Annotated in this window: 16 protein-coding genes; 9 read left to right on the top strand and 7 right to left on the bottom strand. The window is 68.5% G+C overall.

What is annotated here, in order from left to right; translation table 11 throughout:
* Window positions 1-47 precede the first annotated feature (47 nt).
* Window positions 48-1,649 carry an ABC transporter permease gene (locus ACZ5TV_RS09000; RefSeq protein ID WP_379780995.1) on the top strand — a complete coding sequence of 534 codons (1,602 nt, stop codon included), beginning with the start codon at window positions 48-50 and terminating at the stop codon, window positions 1,647-1,649.
* Between the two features lie 38 nt (window positions 1,650-1,687).
* On the opposite strand, the gene ACZ5TV_RS08995 is transcribed toward ACZ5TV_RS09000, so the two are convergent.
* The 5 genes from ACZ5TV_RS08995 to ACZ5TV_RS08975 all read right to left on the bottom strand — a co-directional run bounded on the left by ACZ5TV_RS08995 (window position 1,688) and on the right by ACZ5TV_RS08975 (window position 5,924).
* Entirely contained in the window at window positions 1,688-2,200 is a 513-nt protein-coding gene (locus ACZ5TV_RS08995; protein ID WP_379780985.1) for a Tfx family DNA-binding protein, read from the bottom strand.
* A 95-nt stretch (window positions 2,201-2,295) separates the two neighbouring features.
* Window positions 2,296-2,796, bottom strand: coding sequence for a TRAM domain-containing protein (locus ACZ5TV_RS08990; protein ID WP_464383720.1), 501 nt, complete (start codon window positions 2,794-2,796; stop codon window positions 2,296-2,298).
* Window positions 2,797-2,886: 90 nt separating this feature from the next.
* Window positions 2,887-3,234, bottom strand: coding sequence for a hypothetical protein (locus ACZ5TV_RS08985; protein ID WP_379780989.1), 348 nt, complete (start codon window positions 3,232-3,234; stop codon window positions 2,887-2,889).
* A 66-nt stretch (window positions 3,235-3,300) separates the two neighbouring features.
* Window positions 3,301-3,840 carry a GNAT family N-acetyltransferase gene (locus ACZ5TV_RS08980; RefSeq protein ID WP_379780991.1) on the bottom strand — a complete coding sequence of 180 codons (540 nt, stop codon included), beginning with the start codon at window positions 3,838-3,840 and terminating at the stop codon, window positions 3,301-3,303.
* Window positions 3,841-4,055: 215 nt separating this feature from the next.
* Window positions 4,056-5,924, bottom strand: a complete 1,869-nt coding sequence (locus ACZ5TV_RS08975; protein ID WP_464383719.1) for an acetyl-CoA carboxylase biotin carboxylase subunit — start codon at window positions 5,922-5,924, stop codon at window positions 4,056-4,058.
* 151 nt (window positions 5,925-6,075) lie between these two features.
* Between ACZ5TV_RS08975 and ACZ5TV_RS08970 the strand changes: the two genes are divergently transcribed.
* From ACZ5TV_RS08970 to ACZ5TV_RS08945, 6 genes are all read left to right on the top strand, one after another.
* A complete protein-coding gene (locus tag ACZ5TV_RS08970) occupies window positions 6,076-6,345 on the top strand; it encodes a hypothetical protein (RefSeq protein ID WP_379780684.1) in 270 nt (89 codons plus the stop codon).
* A 135-nt stretch (window positions 6,346-6,480) separates the two neighbouring features.
* Window positions 6,481-8,688, top strand: coding sequence for a bifunctional metallophosphatase/5'-nucleotidase (locus ACZ5TV_RS08965; protein ID WP_379780682.1), 2,208 nt, complete (start codon window positions 6,481-6,483; stop codon window positions 8,686-8,688).
* 148 nt (window positions 8,689-8,836) lie between these two features.
* Window positions 8,837-11,017 carry a bifunctional metallophosphatase/5'-nucleotidase gene (locus ACZ5TV_RS08960; RefSeq protein WP_464383718.1) on the top strand — a complete coding sequence of 727 codons (2,181 nt, stop codon included), beginning with the start codon at window positions 8,837-8,839 and terminating at the stop codon, window positions 11,015-11,017.
* 108 nt (window positions 11,018-11,125) lie between these two features.
* Complete coding sequence (locus ACZ5TV_RS08955; RefSeq protein ID WP_379780678.1) at window positions 11,126-12,460, top strand: DUF7405 family protein; 1,335 nt, start codon at window positions 11,126-11,128, stop codon at window positions 12,458-12,460.
* Window positions 12,461-12,469: 9 nt separating this feature from the next.
* Window positions 12,470-13,906, top strand: coding sequence for a DUF7350 domain-containing protein (locus ACZ5TV_RS08950; RefSeq protein WP_379780676.1), 1,437 nt, complete (start codon window positions 12,470-12,472; stop codon window positions 13,904-13,906).
* Window positions 13,903-14,829 (top strand): cohesin domain-containing protein, encoded by a 927-nt coding sequence (locus ACZ5TV_RS08945; RefSeq protein ID WP_464383717.1) that lies wholly within the window; start codon window positions 13,903-13,905, stop codon window positions 14,827-14,829. Before ACZ5TV_RS08950 ends, ACZ5TV_RS08945 begins: the two co-directional genes overlap by 4 nt.
* A 33-nt stretch (window positions 14,830-14,862) precedes the next feature.
* Here ACZ5TV_RS08945 and ACZ5TV_RS08940 read toward each other — a convergent pair whose 3' ends face one another.
* Together ACZ5TV_RS08940 and ACZ5TV_RS08935 are read right to left on the bottom strand one after the other, a co-directional pair.
* The gene (locus tag ACZ5TV_RS08940) at window positions 14,863-15,180 is read right to left on the bottom strand and encodes a hypothetical protein (protein ID WP_464383716.1); all 318 of its coding nucleotides are present in this window, start codon (window positions 15,178-15,180) and stop codon (window positions 14,863-14,865) included.
* A 1-nt stretch (window position 15,181) separates the two neighbouring features.
* Window positions 15,182-16,726: an acyl-CoA carboxylase subunit beta gene (locus tag ACZ5TV_RS08935; RefSeq protein ID WP_379782698.1), complete on the bottom strand. Its 1,545-nt coding sequence runs from the start codon at window positions 16,724-16,726 to the stop codon at window positions 15,182-15,184.
* A 241-nt stretch (window positions 16,727-16,967) separates the two neighbouring features.
* On the opposite strand from ACZ5TV_RS08935, the gene ACZ5TV_RS08930 reads away from it, so the two are divergent.
* Together ACZ5TV_RS08930 and ACZ5TV_RS08925 are read left to right on the top strand one after the other, a co-directional pair.
* Complete coding sequence (locus ACZ5TV_RS08930) at window positions 16,968-17,606, top strand: 50S ribosomal protein L1 (protein ID WP_379782701.1); 639 nt, start codon at window positions 16,968-16,970, stop codon at window positions 17,604-17,606.
* Complete coding sequence (locus ACZ5TV_RS08925; protein ID WP_379782704.1) at window positions 17,603-18,646, top strand: 50S ribosomal protein L10; 1,044 nt, start codon at window positions 17,603-17,605, stop codon at window positions 18,644-18,646. The genes ACZ5TV_RS08930 and ACZ5TV_RS08925 overlap by 4 nt, the downstream gene beginning before the upstream one ends.
* Window positions 18,647-18,658 lie beyond the last annotated feature (12 nt).

Here is an 18,658-nt window from a genome sequence, read left to right as displayed (position 1 = left end):
CTTCGACGCTCGTTCCAGAAGCCGTATATCGCGCGAGACGAACCGTGATCCGAGAAGTCGTGTTCGAGACGCTCCGCGATGAGTCCACGAGCCCGGAGGAGGCGGACGACTACTCCTCGCTCGGCCTCCTGCTCTTGAGCGGCGTCATCGCCGTGCTCGTGACGTCGCCGCTGTTCTGGCTGTTCCTCCGCGCGTCGGAGGTGGCGTCGCCCGAGCGCGCGGTCTCGCTCGTGTTCTCGGCGCGCACCGCGGAGATCCTCGCCAACAGCGTCGGGCTGATGCTCGCCGTCACCGTGCTCTCGGTCGCCATCGGCGTCCCGTTGGCAGTCGTGACGACGGGGACAGACCTCCCGTACGGCCGGTTCTGGACGATCGTCGCGGCGTTGCCGCTCGTGATCCCGAGCTACATCGGGGCGTTCGCGTTCGTCCGAACGTTCGGCCGGGGCGGGGAGCTGAGCACCGCACTCGGGATCCCGCTCCCCACCATCGACGGGTTCTGGGGTGCCGTGCTCGTCATCACGCTGTACACCTACCCGTACGTGTTCCTGTCGACGCGGGCCGCCCTGTTGTCGCTCGACATGGCGCTCGTCGAAGCGGCGCGCAGCCTCAACGTCGCGCCGATCGCGGCGTATCGGCGCGTCGTCCTCCCGCAGATCCGACCCGCGATCGCCGCCGGCGCGCTCCTCGTCGCCCTGTACGCGGTGTCGGACTTCGGAACCCCGGCGTTCATGCGGGTGAGCGTCTTCACCTACGAGATCTATGTCGAGTCCGGCGCGTTCAACGTCGAGTACGCCGCGCTGCTCTCCTTGCAGCTGTTGGCGGTCACCGCAGTCATCCTGCTGATCGAGGCGCGGGTCGGCCGCGACGAGGGGTCGTCGGGCGGCGGCCGGACCGCCCGGATCCGACTCGGCCGCTGGAAGTGGCCCGCGATGGCGGGGATCGCCGCGATCGGCGTCGTCACGCTCGTCGTCCCCGTCGCGATCTTCGGCGTGTGGGCGCTTCGCGGACCGTCGGGGGAGATACCCTCGCTCGCGTTCGAGCTCGGGTTCGCGCTCAACTCCGTCTTCCTCGCGACGATGGCGGCCGCCGTCGCCTGCCTGCTCGCGATCCCGGTGGCGTACCAGTCGGCGCGCTCCGACTCCCGGCTCTCCCGGCTGTTCGAGCGCGCGACGTACGTCGGCTTCGCGGTCCCCGGCGTCGTCATCGGGCTGGCGCTGGTCTTCTTCGGCTCGAACTACGCCCCCTGGGCGTACCGGACGGTCCCCCTCCTCGTGTTCGCGTACGTCGTCCGGTTCCTCCCGCAAGTCGTCGGGACGACGCGCTCGGCCGTGTTACAGGTCGATGACCGGCTCGTCGAGGCCGCTCGCACGCTGAACGCCGGGCGGGTCGAGACGTTCCGGAAGGTGACGCTCCCGCTCATCCTCCCGGGGATCGTCGCCGGAGGCGTGTTGGTGTTCCTGACGACGATGAAGGAGCTGCCCGCGACGCTTTTGTTACAGCCCAGCGGCGTCGACACGCTGGTGACGATCGTGTGGGCCGCCCACGAGACACTGTACTACCAGTACGCGGCGATCCCCGCACTCATCCTCGTGGTGGTCTCGGCGCTCTCGATGGTAGTGCTGCTGAGACAGGAGTCCGGCCTCGGGTGAGAATGGAGGCGTCGACGATCACGGCGGGCGGTTGACAGTCACGGCGAGGGGCTACGTACCCGTATCCCTCCGTCCGCCGCGACCGTCACGAACAGTCGCTCGCGGACCTCCCGACCGTGGACCGCGTCGCCGGCGCGGTCGCCGATCGTCTTCATCAGGTCCGGGGCGGTCTCGTTGACTTTCACGCCCGCCTCGTCGCAGGCGTCATACACCCGTTTCGGAGCGTCATAGAGGTCGGTTCCGGCAGGGATCTCCACGCGGACCGGGGAGGCGAGCGCCTCGGCGAACGCGACCGTCTCGCGAGCACGCTCGATATTGTCACGCGCGCTCGCCTCGACGCTGGAGACGTTCGCCCGGGAGGTGCCGAGCCGCTCGGCGATGTCGGACTGGCGTAAGCCCTGTTCGCGGAGCGCGAGCACCTCGGCCTGTCGCTGCGTGAGCACACCGGTGTCGGCGTCGAACCCGGCACGCCCCAACAGCTCGTCGGCGTCGACCGTCTCGTCGGCGTCGTCCGCGGCGGGACCCCCGGACCCGTCGTCGTTCGCGACCATACACGTACGACGGGACGGTCGGTGAAAAAACGGCGGTTCCCGTCGGGCACGGCGGTGTCAGGACTGTCCGTGGGGCGAGTCGGCCCCGATACGCCTCACTTGCCCCAGAAGTTCTCGCGGCTGCCGAGCCGCTCTCGGTCGGGACGGTCGCGGCGACGATCGCTCTCGTCGTCTCCGTCGGCGGCGTCCGCTTCGCCGTCCCCGTCGTCGGCGTCGGCGTCCGCTTCGCCGCCCTCGCTCTCGTCGTCCTCGTCGCCGTCCTCCGGAAGACGCTCGACGACCTCCTGGGCGGTCGCGTGGCTCGATTTTACGCGATGGATCCGGACCTCGGCGCGCGCCGGCGGAAGCAGCCCGTCGACAAGGACGATGAACCCGTCGTCAGTACGGCCGACGCCGGCCCCGCTCTCGTGGATGTCGTCGACCTCGACGACGACCTCCTCACCCGGCTGGACCGGCTGCTGTTTGAGCTCGTAGATCGGCATGTCGTAGTGGTTACACCACTCGGCACCCCCCTTGTTGCCGTAGTGTTGACATCCCATGCCCTGGATCCGTTCGTCGAAGCTGGGGCAGTCGTCGGCGAGTGGACAGTCCGCCATACCGTACCGAAACCGGCCGCCGTTGTAAACGTTTCCGACTGTACACGGTGAAACCGACGAAACCAGCGTGTCGGCGGGGTGAACACGGACTCAGAGGAACTCACGGACCTCCGAGTACCACATGTCGTGGTGGTCGACGGCGTCGACCGCGTCGGCGACATCGACCGCGATGGCGTGCCAGCAGCGCTCGCTCGGGTCGTCGCTATCGAGGTTGTACGTCGCGTCCGCACAGGTACACTCCCCCTCCTCGACGACGTACTCGTCGTCGTACCCGACGACGACCGTGAAATCGCGGTACCGTTTCACTCGCCGGTCGCCGACCGCCTCGATCGCGCGCTTCCCGCGATCGCCGTGCTCGGCGACGATGGCGGCGGCGATCGGCCCGGACAGCTCCCCGGACTCGGCGAGCGTCGCGCGCCAGTCGTCGACCGGCTCCATGGGTCGCCGTTCTCGGGCGGTCGGTTAAACACCGTCGGTCGGCAGGGTCGTCGCGACGCCGTCGGTTCAGCGTCCCGCGTCGCCCCACTCGGATTCGAGCACGCCGTACCAGTGGACGTCCCAGTATCGGCCGTCGACGAACACCGCCTCGCGACTCGTCCCCTCGCGGACGTAGCCGAGTGATTCGAGCAGCGCCTGCGAGGCGTCGTTGAACGCGAACACGCGGGCAGCGATCCGGTGGAGGCCGCGCTGTCGGAAGCCGTAGTTCGTCAGGAGCCTGGCCGCCTCCCGACCGTGGCCCTGCCGACGGAACCCCTCGGCGATCCAGTAGCCGAGCTCCATGGCGTCCGCCTCGTCCGGGGTCGGCGAGAGGCCCACCGTCCCCGCCGGCGCGCCGTCGACGGCGACGAGGAGGTGGACGCCGTCGCCGTCACAGACGACGTCCTCGAAGAACTCCCGCTCCTGCGGCCCGTTGACCGGGTCCGACGACCCGATGGCCCGCCAGACGGAGGAGTCGTTGATGTGTTTCTGGAGGAACTCGAGGTCCTCCTCCTCGATCGTTCGGAGTGCGACCTCGTCGCCATCGAGGAACACTGGCCCGGGCATTGGCCGTGATCGGGTGGCAGTAAATAAATAGATTCAGTCGGTGTGTGATGTATAGGCATACCAACCCTGATAGCGTCTATCGAAAACGCGATCGGCAGCGGACTCCGCCGGATGCAGGTATAAATAGCGCGGCAACCGTCGTAAAACCGTATATAAGTGGCGCGGCAACTGCCGCGTTTCGACGTATACGGAACGCTCGGTCGCGGTTGCTCCGCTCACTCCAGAACGACGAGCACGTCGCCCATGTCGACGCTGTCGCCCTCGCCGACGTGGACGCCCGCGACCGTGCCGCCGCGCTCGGCCACCACGTCGTTCTCCATCTTCATCGCTTCGAGGACGCAGACCACGTCGCCGGCGGCGACCTCGTCGCCCTCGCCGACGTCGACGGAGAGGATCGTCCCCTGCATCTCCGCCTCGATCGCCTCCCCGCCCTCGGCGACATCGACGCTGCTGGACCCGCCGTCGTCCCCGTCATCGGTCGCCTGCGGCGGGCGCTGGGTTCGACCGCCGGAGCCGCCCGGCGTCGGGATCGCCGGCGCGCCGCGCTCCTCTAAGTCGACCTCGAACCGCTTCCCGTTCACCTCGACGGTGAACTCGCGTTCGGTGACCTCCTCGTCGTCGTCGGTGGCCGACGACTCGGAGCCCCACCGCGCCTGTGCGTCGGCGATCCGTTCGGGGTCGACCTCCTCGTCGAGGTACTTCGTCGTGTGGGTGCCGTCGACGAACCGCTGGTCGTCGAGCATCAGCCGGTGGAAGGGGATGATGGTGACGACGCCCTCCACGTCGTACTCCGCGAGCGCGCGCTTCGACCGGGCGAGACACTCCTCACGGTCGCCGGCCCACACGATCAGCTTCGCGATCATGGAGTCGTAGTCGGTGACGAGCGGGTCTCCCTGTCGGAGCGCGTCGTCGACGCGGACACCGATCCCGCCCGGCGGGTCGTACGTCTCCAGGCTCCCCTCGTTGGCGGGTTGGAACTCCTCGGCCGCGTTCTCGGCGTTGATCCGGAACTCGATCGCGTGGCCCTCCAGTTCGACGTCCGACTGGGTGACGGAGAGCCCCTCGCCGCTCGCGACCCGGAGCTGCTCTTTGACGATGTCGATCCCGGTCAGCTCCTCGGTGACGGTGTGTTCGACCTGGATCCGGGTGTTGACTTCGAGGAAGTAGAACGGCGTGTCCGGCCCGAGCGGCTCGGCGGGGTCGCGGTCGGGGTCTTCCTCAACGAGGAACTCGACGGTGCCCGCGTTGGTGTAATCGGCGGCGGCGACACCGCGCCGGGCCGCCTCGCCGATGCGCTCGCGCAACTCGTCGGAGAGCGCGGGGGACGGTCCCTCCTCTATCACCTTCTGGTGGCGGCGCTGGAGCGAGCAGTCCCGCTCGCCGAGGTGAACGACGTCGCTCTCGTCGGCCGGGCCCTCGCCGTCGGCCCCCTCGTCGGCGACGATCTGCACCTCGACGTGTCGGGGGGTTTCGAGGTAGCGTTCGAGGTAGACGGAGTCGTTCGAGAAGTACGCCTCCCCCTCCCGTTTGGCCGATTCGAGCTGCGATTCGGCCTCGTCGGCGGACTCGACGATCTTCATCCCGCGGCCGCCGCCGCCGCCTTCCGCCTTGATCGCGACCGGATAGCCGTGCTCCTCGCCGAACTCGCGGACCGCCTCGGGGTCGGTGACGGGCTCCGTCGTGCCGGGGACGATCGGCACGTCGGCGGCGTCCATCGCGCGGCGGGCGTGCGTCTTCTCGCCGAGCCGTTCCATCGCGTCGCTGGCGGGGCCGATCCACGTGATCCCGTCGGTCGATTCGACGCGGGCCGCGAAGTCGGCGTTCTCGGCGAGGAACCCATACCCCGGGTGGATCGCGTCCGCGCCGGCCGCGCGAGCGGCGTCGACGACCGCCTCGCCGTCGAGGTACGAGTCGGCCGCCCGCGCCGGCCCGACGTTGTACGCCTCGTCCGCGTACCGGACGTGGCCGCCGTGTTTGTCCGCGTCGCTGTAGACGGCGACCGTGTCGACGCCCAGCTCCTCGCAGGCACGCATCACCCGCACCGCGATCTCGCCCCGGTTGGCGACTAGGACTTTGTCGAACATTCCTGTACGTCCCTTCTAACAAGTCCTACCTGATTCTGTCGGTCCGGAACGAGCGCCCGGGCGGGCGAAAGGGGCGGAACGGGCTCCGCGGGGGCCGGTGACACACCGTCGAACGGGACGATTAAGACGGTGCCGGACGGGACGAACGAGTATGTTGGACGCAGGAAACCCGTACGTGTTGCCGTCGGCCATCGTCGGGGCGGTCGTCTACCTCGGAGTGACGGCGCTGACGGACGCCTCGCTGCTCGTTCGGCTCGGCGTTCTCCTCGGGATCGTCGGCGTCGTCCCGGTCGTGCTCAACCGGGCTCTCGGCGGGGGCACCGAGACGGACACGACGGATGCGACGGAATCGACTACGGATCCGGATGGGGGGGCGGACGACCCGACGCCGTCGACCGGCAACGATCGGAAGACGAACTGATCGGGTCACGCTCGCCGACCACACCACGCTCGCCGACGACTCGATATCGCCCGGTTCAGGAGCGTTGGATGGGGATATATACAGGGACGTATCCGGGAGATGAACGCTTAAATATCTCCTTTCATACTAGTTCGTATGTCGAACGACCGGCGGTCGACGGGGACTGTTGATGAACGCCGACGCCGTCTCCTCGCGGGAGCGGCGGGCGGGCTGACGGTCGGCGCGCTCGGACTCGGGGGGACCGGGAGCGCGGCCGCGGCCGACGAGGACACGCTAACGATCATCCACGACACGCACTTCCACGGCCGCTTCGAGGACGCGGACGTCGAGACCCTCGATATCGCCCGGTACCAGACGCTCGTCGACGAGCTTCGTGCGGAGTACCCGAACGCCATCTACCTCGGCAACGGCGACGACCTCGCACCTTCGGTGCTGGGACTGGAGTTCGAGGGCGAACACATGATCGAGGCGCTCAACGAGACGGACATCGACGCGATCGGCGCCGGGAACCACGAGTTCGACTTCGGCGTCGAGGTCGCCGAGGAGCGCTTCGAGGAGTCGACGTTCCCGTGGGTGATCGCCAACCTGCTCACGCCCGACGGCGACCCGGTACCGGGCGCGGAGCGCTGGACGACCGTCGAGACGGCCGACCACACCGTCGACGTGTTCGGAATGGGAACGAGCGGGTTCCACGACATCACCGACTACCCGGACGACTGGCAGGTGCTCGGCTACGAGGAGGCCGCGGAAGACGCCGTGGAGGCGTTAGAAGCGGAGACGGACTTCATCGTCTGTGCGTCCCACGCCCCCTCCGGTGCGCATTCGACGATCGCGAGCGTCGACGGCGTCGACGCGGTCGTCGGCTCCCACTCGGGGATCGTCTTCGACGAGCCCGACGAGAGCGGGAACGGCGTCATCGCGGAGTTCGGTGACGAGTTCGACCACATCGGTCGACTGACGTTCGAGGTCGACGACGCGGCGCTGACCGACTGGGAGCGGCTCGATCTGTACGACTCGGCGGCGCTCGACGAGGAGGCGTACCCCGAGGAGACGGACCACCACACGCCGGTCGACGTCCAGGACGTCGGGCGGACCGAGGAGCTCGCCGAGATCGCGGACGGGTACCTCGACGAGCTGGAGGAGCGGCTCGGCGAGCCGGTCGTCGAGAGCGAGGTCGAACTCGACGCCACCTTCGCTAACTACGAGAACGAGACGGCGTGGGGGAACTTGATGACCGACATCATGCGGTCGGTGGACCGGATCGTCGACGTGGACCGTGAGATCGAGGTGGCGGTACAGAACGCGGGCGGCATCCGCTCGAACGCCACCTACGGCCCCGGTGACATCACCGGCAGCGACGTGATGGACATCCTCCCGTTCCCCAACGAGATAGAGGTGTGGGAGGTCGAGGGAGCCACCATCCGGAACTACCTGGAGTGGGCCACACGAGCGATGCCGGACGACTTCGGCGCACAGCCCGCGATCCAGGTGTCGGGCCTCTCCTACGAGTGGAACGGCCACGACGACGACTGGGAGCAGGGGGACGACGGCTTCCCGGATGGCGGCGTGTACGAGATATTCGTCGGCGGCGAGCCGCTCGACGAGGACGAGACGTACCTGCTCGCGACCAACGACTTCGAGGCGGGTCGCAGCCCCATCGCGGAGGAGGGCGAGCTCGTCGTCGAGTCCGGGCAGTTCCAGGGTCCGTTCACCATGGACTACCTCGAGGCGGAGACGGAGACGGTCTCGCCGGCGGTGGGACACCGCATCGTCCGCGTGGACGAGGACGTGGGCGACGCCGCCCTCGCCGCGGACAACAGCGTCACGGCGACGTTCCCGGTTCCGGAGGGCGCCGAAGTGGTCGTCGACGACGGGTTCCGTGCGGTCTCGCGGACGCAGGAGGTCGCCGAGGCGACGGCGGTCGAGGTCGACGGCGACGAGGTCGTCGTCACGTTCGACGCCGATGATCTCCTCGGCCTCGCAGCGGTCGATGACCCACGCGTCCGCGTGTACGGTCACTTCGACCCCGACGACGCCTACTACGGCTATGAGGACGGGGACGGCTACGTCGATCTGCCCGTGAACCCCAGCTACGAGTTCCACAAGCTGAAAGCGTCCGTCTCGGACTCCGATCTGGAGGCCGTCGCCGGCGCGCTCGAGGACGACGAGGATACTGCTGACGACGACGGCGAGGAGGCCGCAGCTGACGACGACGAGGAGGAGGGCGTCGAGGACGACGTGCCCGGGTTCGGGCCCGCAGCCGGGGCGGCCGGCATCGCCGGGGGCGCGTACCTCTACAGCAAGTACGGCGCGAACGGCGACGAGGCGTCGACCGACGACTGACCGGTCCCGTCCGTCGACGACCCGAACCGCCAGGGTTCGGACGGGGAAACCGGGTCCCGTTGAACGGTATTTATCCGTGTTTATGGATATATAATCCAATTTATCCCCGTTACTAACTATTATATGTCCGCGTTCGTGAGTATTCTACATGGGAGAGAGTCCTACACAGGGGGAGATCGACGAAGGACGACGGGCCGTGCTCGGCGCGACCGCCGGCGGACTCGCGCTCGGCGCGCTGGGAACGGGAACCGTCGGAAGCGCTGCCGGCCAAGAGGGAACGGTGACCGTCATCCACGACACCCATTTCCACGGCCGGTTCGAGGACGACGTCGCCAACATCGCGGAGTACTGGTGGCTGATCCAGGAGCTCCAAGCGGAACACGAGAACACGCTGTTCGTCGGAGCCGGAGACGAGTTCTCGCCGTCGCTCGCCGGGTCGTGGTTCGAGGGCGAGAACGTCGTCGAGGCACTCAACGAGATGGAGCCCGACGGGATCGCCGTCGGCAACCACGAGAACGACTTCGGCGACGACCGGATGAAGGAGCTGTTCGCCGATAGCGACTTCCCTTGGCTGGCGACGAACCTCGCCGCCGAGGACGGCGAGAGTCCGTATCCGGAGACCGAACAGTGGGTAACGACCGAGGTCGGCGGGGTGTCGGTCGGGCTCCTCGGGTTCGTCCCGCGCGGCTGGGCACCCGACGACGGCGTCAACCTCGATCTGGCCGAGTCGACGCAGGCGGCGATCGACCGCCTCCGCGAGGAGGAGGGCGTCGACCTCGTCGTCGCGGGCTCACACCTCGGCGGCGAGTCGCCGAAACGGACGCTCGCACGGGAGGTCGACGGGCTCGACGCGATCGTCGGCGACCACTACGCGACGATCGACGAGGAGCTCCAAGAGATCGAAGGGACCGCGATCTCGCTCGCCGGCGACGAGTACGACCACCTCGCCACGCTGACGCTCGAGTCGGACGGCGGCGTCGTCGACCGGACGCTCTACTCGCTGGCGGAGATGGAGCTGGAAGCGGACGAGGCGATGGCGGCGATCCGCGAGGAGTACAACTCGATCCTCGACGAGGAGCTCTCGGAGGAGATCGCATACGCGGGCCAGGACCTCGACGCGCGGTTCGACTCCAACTACAACCTCGAAAACGAGTTCGGGAACCTCGTCACGGAGGCGATGGCCGAGCAAACCGACGCCGACGTCGCGATCCAGAACGGCGGCGGGATCCGGTCGAATCGGATCTACGAACGGGGGCCGATCGAAGCCGGCGACGTGTACGAGATCCTTCCGTTCCCCGACCCGGCGGTGAAGCTCGAGATCACGGGGGCGGAGCTGAAAGCGACCCTGGAGGAGGCCGTCGCGGTGCTTCCCGGCGCGAACTTCGGCGCACAGCCACAGATACAGGTCCACAACATCCACTACGACTGGTACGGGCTGGAGGAGCCGGTCGTCGAGAACGTCCACGTCGACGGCGAGCCCGTCGCCGACGACGACACGTTCACCGCCACCCTTTCCGGCCCGAACTTCGGACGGTGGCAGTCGGCGACCGGGAACGAGGACCTCGCGCCGGCCGAAGCCGGCGAGGAGACCGACACCATCGGGAACCTCGTGTACGACCACATGGCGGCGCTCGGCTACCTCCAGCCGAAGCTGCACAACCGGATCCATCGCTTCGACGAGGACGCGGGCGAGCCGCTCGACGTCTTCGAAGAGGGGCACGACCTCGTCCTCGCGTACCCGGAGCCGGAGCACTCGCTTGCCGTCCACGAGCAGACGTTCTACGCTGTTTCCCGGCACGGGAACCGGATCGACGCCGCTGGAGTCGATGTCGAGGACGGCGAGGTCCACGTCGCGTTCGATGCCGGACAGCTCGAGACGCTCGCGACCGGGCCCGCGGACCCGACGATCCGGGTATTCGGCGGCTTTGACCCCGACAGCGACGGGTACGACCTCGTCCCGGACGGCGAGTCCGAGCCGCTCGAACTCCCGGTGGCCGCGCGGTTCGACTACTTCGTCATGCGAGGGGAGGTCGATGTCGACGCGCTCCCGCTCGATCTCGGTGCGGACGGATCGGCCGCATCCACCGACGGTGAGGGAGACGGCAGCAGTGGAGGCGGCGACACCGACGGGGACGGCGGCACCGACGGGGACGGCGGCACCGACGGGGACGGCGACACCGACGGGGACGAGGGTTCAAACGGCGACGCTAGCGTCGACGACGAGGTCCCCGGGTTCGGCCCTGCCGCCGGGGCGGCCGGCGTCGCCGGTGCGGCGTACCTCTACAAGGAGTACGGCGCGGACGACGACGAGGAGTCGATCGACGGATAACTGGCGTATCGTCGAGGATTCGACGAGTCGCCACGGAACGGTGACCCCCTCGGATCCGTCGCCGACGTACTCTTTGCCGTCAAACGCCAACCAACACACACGACACGAATGAGCCTTCCCGACCCAGAGACGGTCCCGCGCCGCGAGTTCTGTAAGGCCGCCGTCGCGCTCGGCGGTGTCGCCGGGTTGAGCGCCTGCCTCGACGCTGGCGGCGACGGTACCGACCCCGATGCCGATGGATCCCTCGCCGACGTCCCCACCGGCGACCCCGAGGGCGCCCCGTCGCGCCAACACGCGTGGAACGACGTCCTCGAGCGCGACGAGAACGGGAACGTCGTCGCCCCGACACACCACGTCCTGCGAGGGCTCTCGGTCTCGTCCGACCTCGTAGACGTCATCGGTGGCGGCGACACGGCGGCGCTCGACGACGCTCGACGGCGGTTCGAGGACGCCCTGACGGATCTCGAACGCGCCTTCGAGCGGTCCAACGAGGGGCTGTTGTTCACCGTCGGCTACGCTCCGGCGTACTTCGATCGGTTCGACAACGGGGAGGACGGCCCGGCGGGCGTGGAGCTCCCGGAGCCGACGGCGCTCACGTCGATGGAGGACCCGGAGTTCGACGCGGCGGACGTGCTCGTCCACTTCGCGAGCGACAGTCCCGAGGCGGTGCTCGCGGCGGAGGAGGCGCTGTTCGGCGACGAGTCCGCGGCGAACGGGATGTCGGTGACCGACGTGACCGACCTGTTCGAGCCGGTCGACCGCCGAACCGGGTTCCTCGGGCCCGGACTGCCACGGGAGCGGCGTGACGTTCAGGGCGTCCCCGACGACGCGCCGATCCCGGAGGAGGCCCCGCTGTTCATGGGGTTCAAGAACGGGTTCGCCGGCTCACAAGCGCCCGAGGACCGGGTGACGATAGACGAGGGACCGTTCGCCGACGGGACGACCCAACACGTCTCGACGCTGCAGACCCAGCTGAACGCGTGGTGGGACCAAGAGAACCACCACCAGCGCGTCGCCAAGCTGTTCAGTCCGACTCACGCGGCCGAAGAGCGGGTCGGCGAGTGGGGCGAGAAGCTCGGGTCCGCCCCGAGCGTCACCGATCTGCCGGAGGACGCCCTCGAGTACGCCCGCGAAGAGGGCGTCGTCGGTCACGCCCAGAAGGCGGCTCGGGCCCGCGACGACGACGGGACGCCGCCGCTGCTCCGCCGGGATTTCCCGACGACTGACGGCGATCACACGGGGTTACATTTCCTCACCCTGCAGGAGTCGATCGCCGACTTCGTCCGCGTCCGCGACGCGATGACGGGGGCCGACCTCGCCGACGAGAGCGGCGTCGGCTCCCGGCTGAACAACGGGATCCTCCAGTACGTGTTCGTCCGACGGCGGGGGAACTACCTCGTCCCGCCGCGGGCGCATCGATCGCTACCCGATCCGCAGCCATGACACCACCCAATGACGACCGAACACACTGACCACGACGGAAGCGCGCGACACTCGAACGGCCGGCCGGGCGACGCCTCCGGGCCACCCGTCGGCGACCGCCTGACTCGACGACGCGTTCTCGGCGGCGTCGCGCTCGGAACCGCGGCGCTCGCCGGCTGTGCCGACGACGACGACGGCGATCCGGATCCCGCGGACGACGGAAGCGAGCCGGACGACGGCGACGGATCGTCCGATGGTGGCGACGGGGACGGGGTCCCCTCCCTCCCGTCGGTCGATGACCCGCCGGACGCGACGTACATACCGACACACTTCGAGGCGATGCGTCACCTCGACCCGATCCGCGCGGGCGAGTTCGAGGTGGAGCCGATGGTCACGTACCCCCATCAGTTCTGGAACGTGACGGGCCGGGAGGTCGTGTCGGCGGAGCCGGGGAGCGACGACGATGTCCACCTCATGGTGGCCGTTCGCGACCCCGAGACGGGAGCGGTCCTCCCGGCCGAGACGGGGTTAGAGCTGAACGTGGGACGCGAGGGCGAGTCGAAAACCCCGCACGCGCCGTGGCCGATGATCTCCCAGGAGATGGGGTTCCACGTCGGTGACAACGTCCCGCTCGGCGAGAACGGCACCTACGAGGTGGAGGTCCGGGTCGGGAGCATCGACGCCCGGCTCACCGGGGAGTTCGCCGGGCGGTTCGACGAGCCCGGCCGTGGCTCGTTCACCGTCGAGTTCGACCAGGCGTTCCGCGACGAAGTCGTCGGCGGGATCCACTACTTGGACGAGGAGCACTGGGGGCGACACGGCGCGCTCGCGAACCACATGGCCGGCGGACACGGCGATGGGGACCATCACGGCGACGACGGCCACGACGGTCACGGTGACGACGGTCACGATGGCGACGACGAGCACGACAACGGCGATGCCGACGACGGGCATAACGGCCACAACGGTCACAGTGGTCACGACCACCGTGGCGAGGAACGATGGTCCGTCGGCGAGGGCCACCATCGCTTCGGGACGTATCAGCGTGGCCCCGACGAAGGCGAGGTCCCGCTCGCGGAGGACCTCCCCGGACGGCTCCTCGGCGAACCGAGCGTGGCCGACGCGCTGTACCCGGCCACGGTCGTCGACCGCGGGTCGCGGTTCGTCGACGGCGACGAATTCTACCTCGCGGTGTCGCCCCGAACGCCGTACAACCGGCTGATGCTCCCGTCGATGGCGCTCGGCTACGAGATCGAACGCGACGGCGAGGTGGTCGCCGAGGGGTCGCTTCGGGACACGCTCGACCACGAGGTGGGGTATCACTACGGGACGCCGATCGACGACCTGTCGGGCGGCGAGGCCCTGTCGGTGACCGTCGAGACTATCCCCAACGTCTCCAGACACGCCGGCTACGACACCGCGTTCAACGAGCCCGGAACCGCCACCTACACGATCGAGCTCCCATGACGGACGACGAGACGACCCGGTTTGGAATCCGAGACGGACGGCGAGGGGTCCGTTTCGTCTCGGCCGCCGTCCTGCTCGCGCTCGTCGTCGCGCTCGTCGGAGTCGCGCTCGGAGCCGGCGGGGCGGTCGCCGGGGACAACGCTGCAGTGCTGGAGTTCGAACCGGACGAGCTGTCGGTCGACCCGGGCGACACCGTCGAGATGGACGTGACGCTCCGAAGCCACGGGTTCGCCGGTCAGGGCGTCGGATCCATCGAGCTCCAGATCGACTACCCGTCCGAGCACCTCACGGTGACGCATGTCGAGCCCAACAACTGGTTCGAGGACGCGCCGGACGGCGACCAGATCGGCGAGGGACAGTCGGACACGACGGTCCGCGAGCGGACCGTGTTCGCCGACGAGAACGGCGCGGCGCTGTTCGAACAGTCGCTCGTCAACCCCGAGTTCGGCGTGATCGGGACGGCGACCGTCGCGACGGTCACCGTCGAGGTGAGCGAGGACGCCGACGCGGCCACGGCGCGGCTTACGACCGATCGAACCGGCGTGTACCCGACTCGTAGCCAGTACTCGCAGCCGACACCCACGATGTGGGCCGATCTCCACATCGCCGGTGGCGGCGACTCCGTGGAACCGGCGTTCGTGGAGGACCCGTTCGCCGACACCGATTCGACGGAGTCGGATGACGACGGGAGCGACGGGGACGATGGAAGCAACGCGGACGATGAAGGCGACGCGGACAACGGAGGCGACGACGGGGACGGCGGAACGGACGCGGGTGATGGTGGCGACGCGGGCGGCGAAGCGGGAGCCGACCCGGAATCGTCCGGTGACGACGCCGACGACGACGTGCCCGCACCGCTCGGAGCGGTCGTGCTCGGCGTCCTGTTGGCGGCGTTCTGGTCTCGTCGGCGGGCGCGACGCTGACCGCGCGAGGGTCAGCGATCGGGTCGAATCGCGTTAGAACCGGTCGTTTCGGCCCGCGGCGGCCCACGGGTCGGTCGGCGCACCCGTCGGAACCCGGCCGCGGTGGCCGCGAACCGACTCCAGCCGGCCGGCGAACGCCCAGCGCTTGCCGGTCCAGCCGGCGTCGTCGTCCGCGGCGGCCGCGGCCGCGGCCGCTTCGCGGTCTCGCAGGTGAGCGGCGACGGCCGCGACGATGGCGGCCGCCTCGTCGTCGCTCGCGTCGTCCGGCAGGTCGAGGTCGGCCGCCGCGAGCGCCCCCGGATCGATCGTCGGTGGATCGGTCGACTCCGACTCCGGCGTCTCCGTCGCCATCTCAGATCGGGATGTTGCCGTGTTTCTTGTCGGGCTGGTCCGAGCGTTTCCCCTTCAGCATCGTCAGGTCGTCGACGAGGCGGGCCCGGGTCTCGGCGGGCTCGATGACGTCGTCGATGAACCCGCGGTCGGCGGCGGTGTACGGGTTCGCGAACTCGTCGCGGTACTCGTCGATGAGCTCCTGTCTCCGGGCGTCCGGGTCGTCGGCCTCGGCGAGCTCCTCGCGGTAGAGCACGTTCACCGCCCCTTTCGGCCCCATCACCGCGATCTCGGCGGTCGGCCAGGCGTAGTTCACGTCGCCGCCGATGTGTTTCGAGGACATCACGCAGTACGCCCCGCCGTACGCCTTTCGGGTGATGACGGTGAGGAGGGGAACGGTCGCCTCCGAGAAGGCGTACAGCAGCTTCGCGCCGTGGCGGATGATCCCGTTGTGCTCCTGGTCCGTCCCGGGCATGAACCCGGGCACGTCCTCGAAGGTGAGGATGGGGACGTTGAACGCGTCACAGAACCGGACGAACCGCGCGCCCTTCTGGCTCGACTCGATGTCGAGCGTGCCCGCGTTCACGCGGGGGTTGTTTGCGACCACGCCGATCGAGTGGCCGTCGAGCCGCGCGAACCCGATCACGATGTTCTTCGCGAAGTTCTCTTGGACCTCGAAGAAGGACCCCTCGTCGACGACGCCCTCGATGACGGCGTGCATGTCGTACGGCTTGCGAGGCGCGTTCGGGACGATCTCGGCGAGGTCGTCGTCCGCGCGCTCGGGGTCGTCCCACGGCTCGACCCGCGGCGGGTCCTCCACGTTGTTCGCGGGGAGATACGAGAGGAGCCGAGCGATGTCGTCTAACGCTTGCTCCTCGCTCTCCTCGGCGAAGTGGGCGACGCCGGAGGTCGAGGTGTGGGTGACCGCGCCGCCGAGCTCCTCGAAGCTCACCTCCTCGCCGGTGACCGTCTCGATGACGTCCGGCCCGGTGATGAACATGTGGGAGGTGTCTTTCACCATGAACGTGAAGTCCGTGATCGCCGGCGAGTACACCGCGCCGCCGGCACAGGGGCCCATGATCGCCGATATCTGTGGAATAACGCCCGACGCCTCCGTGTTCCGGCGGAAGATCTCGGCGAACCCGCCGAGCGAGGCGACCCCTTCCTGGATCCGCGCGCCGGCGGAGTCGTTGAGGCCGACGACGGGCGCGCCGACGTCCATCGCCTTGTCCATCACCTTACACACTTTCTCGGCGAACACCTCGCCGAGCGAGCCGCCGAAGACGGTGAAGTCGTGCGCGAAGACGAACGTCTTCCGGCCGTTCACCTCGCCGTAGCCGGTCACCACGCCGTCGCCTGGGATCTGCTGTTCTTCCATCCCGAAGGTGTGGTTCCGGTGGGTCCGAAACCGGTCGAACTCGTGGAACGTCCCGTCGTCGAGGAAGTAGTCGATCCGCTCGCGCGCGGTCATCTTCCCTTTGTCGTGTTGGGACTGGATCCGCTCCTCGCCGCCGCCTTTCGCGGCGCGTTCGCGCCGGTCGCGGAGATCGTCGATGCGGTCCTCCATCGTCACGCCGGACCACCCTGCGTCATTATCCGGTGGATCGGAAAGCGCGGTCAAAAGGGTTCCCCTATGCGACGATATCACATTCGACGGACGTCGAATCCTCAGGGAGTCGCGTGTCCCCATCTCACATGGACAGGGGGGCTTCGACGGTTTTAAGCGTCTCATGAGCCACTCTCCGATGAGACAGGCTTCGCCTGTTTCACTGACCCGTAGGAGCGACCTGCGTACTACGGAGGTGAAAATGGCAGACACAATACAAGAGGCCGTAACCCTCGCACTCGATGAGGCCCCTGAGCGGAACTTCCGCGAGACGGTGGACATCGCGATCAACCTGCGAGACCTCGACCTCAACGATCCGTCGAATCGCGTCGACGAGTCCGTCGTGCTGCCGGCTGGAACGGGGCAGGAGACACAGATCGTCGTCTTCGCGGAGGGCGAAACCGCCGTCCGCGCCGCCGACGTCGCTGATCAAGTGCTTGACAGCGACGATCTGGAGGATCTCGGAGACGACGACGACCGCGCAAAGGACCTGGCCGGCGAAACCGACTTCTTCGTCGCCGAGGCCAACCTGATGCAGGACATCGGTCGGTACCTCGGTACCGTCCTCGGTCCGCGCGGGAAGATGCCTACCCCACTACAGCCGGACGACGACGTCGTCGACACAGTCAACCGGATGAAGAACACGGTGCAGCTCCGATCCCGTGACCGACGCACGTTCCACACGCGCGTCGGCGCGGAGGACATGGGCGCCGAGGCGATCTCGGACAACATCGACGTCATCATCCGCCGACTCGAAGCGAACCTCGAGAAGGGACCGCTCAACATCGACGGGATCTACGTGAAAACCACGATGGGTCCCGCCAAGGAGGTGCCCGTATGAGCACCGTCCGGAAGACCGAGACGATCCCCGAGTGGAAACGCGAGGAGGTGGACGAGCTCGTCGAGTTCGTCGAGTCGTTCAACTCCGTCGGGATCGTCGGCGTCGCCGGCATCCCCAGCCGCCAGCTCCAGGCCATGCGCCGGGAGCTCCACGGCTCCGCGGACGTGCGGATGAGCCGCAACACGCTCACGATCCGCGCGCTCGAGGAAGTGAACGAGGGCGTCGAACAGCTCACCGGCTACGTCGAAGGACAGGTGGCGCTCATCGGCACCAACGACAACCCCTTCGGCCTCTACAAGCAGCTGGAAGCCTCGAAGACCCCCGCCCCGATCAACGCGGGCGAGGTGGCCCCCAACGACGTCGTCATCCCCGAGGGTGACACGGGCGTCGATCCGGGGCCGTTCGTCGGCGAGCTCCAGACGGTCGGCGCGTCCGCCCGGATCATGGACGGCTCGATCAAGGTCACCGAGGACTCGAAGGTGCTCGAGGAGGGTGAGGTCGTCGACGACGACCTCGCGAACGTCCTGACCGAGCTCGGCATCGAGCCGAAGGAGGTCGGCCTCGACCTGAAGGGCGTCTACTCCGACGGCGTGCTGTTCGAGCCCGACGAGCTCGCCATCGACGTCGACGAGTACCGCGCGGACGTCCAGTCCGCCGCGGCCGCCGCCCGCAACCTCTCCGTCAACGCCGCCTACCCGACGGCCGCCACCGCCGGTACCCTTCTCGCGAAGGCGTCCGGCGAGGCGAAGTCGGTCGGGCTGTTCGCGGAGATCGAGAGCCCGGACGTCGTGCCCGACCTCATCGGGAAGGCCGACGCCCAGCTGCGTGCGCTCGCGGCACAGATCGACGACGAGGAGGCGCTCCCCGAGGAGCTGCAGGGCGTCGAAGCCGCCCCGGCTCCGGAGACGGACGACGCCGACGAGGAGGAACAGGCCGACGAAGACACCGCGGAGACGGACGACGCCGAGACGGCCGACGACGACGCCGACGACGACGACGGCGACGACGGCGGCGAAGGCCTCGGCGCGATGTTCGGCTAACACTACGAGGAC

It is taken from the genome of Halorubrum tibetense (genome assembly GCF_055396225.1).
This window is presented reverse-complemented; position numbering and strand designations above follow the sequence as displayed.

Coding starts and splice junctions, on each gene's coding strand:
- ACZ5TV_RS08965 (WP_379780682.1), top strand. CDS start 6,481: ATGTCGAACGACCGGCGGTCGACGGGGACTGTTGATGAACGCCGACGC.
- ACZ5TV_RS08970 (WP_379780684.1), top strand. CDS start 6,076: ATGTTGGACGCAGGAAACCCGTACGTGTTGCCGTCGGCCATCGTCGGG.
- ACZ5TV_RS08950 (WP_379780676.1), top strand. CDS start 12,470: ATGACGACCGAACACACTGACCACGACGGAAGCGCGCGACACTCGAAC.
- ACZ5TV_RS08960 (WP_464383718.1), top strand. CDS start 8,837: ATGGGAGAGAGTCCTACACAGGGGGAGATCGACGAAGGACGACGGGCC.
- ACZ5TV_RS08930 (WP_379782701.1), top strand. CDS start 16,968: ATGGCAGACACAATACAAGAGGCCGTAACCCTCGCACTCGATGAGGCC.
- ACZ5TV_RS08935 (WP_379782698.1), bottom strand. CDS start 16,726: ATGGAGGACCGCATCGACGATCTCCGCGACCGGCGCGAACGCGCCGCG.
- ACZ5TV_RS08990 (WP_464383720.1), bottom strand. CDS start 2,796: ATGGCGGACTGTCCACTCGCCGACGACTGCCCCAGCTTCGACGAACGG.
- ACZ5TV_RS08955 (WP_379780678.1), top strand. CDS start 11,126: ATGAGCCTTCCCGACCCAGAGACGGTCCCGCGCCGCGAGTTCTGTAAG.
- ACZ5TV_RS08940 (WP_464383716.1), bottom strand. CDS start 15,180: ATGGCGACGGAGACGCCGGAGTCGGAGTCGACCGATCCACCGACGATC.
- ACZ5TV_RS08980 (WP_379780991.1), bottom strand. CDS start 3,840: ATGCCCGGGCCAGTGTTCCTCGATGGCGACGAGGTCGCACTCCGAACG.
- ACZ5TV_RS08925 (WP_379782704.1), top strand. CDS start 17,603: ATGAGCACCGTCCGGAAGACCGAGACGATCCCCGAGTGGAAACGCGAG.
- ACZ5TV_RS08975 (WP_464383719.1), bottom strand. CDS start 5,924: ATGTTCGACAAAGTCCTAGTCGCCAACCGGGGCGAGATCGCGGTGCGG.
- ACZ5TV_RS08945 (WP_464383717.1), top strand. CDS start 13,903: ATGACGGACGACGAGACGACCCGGTTTGGAATCCGAGACGGACGGCGA.
- ACZ5TV_RS08995 (WP_379780985.1), bottom strand. CDS start 2,200: ATGGTCGCGAACGACGACGGGTCCGGGGGTCCCGCCGCGGACGACGCC.
- ACZ5TV_RS08985 (WP_379780989.1), bottom strand. CDS start 3,234: ATGGAGCCGGTCGACGACTGGCGCGCGACGCTCGCCGAGTCCGGGGAG.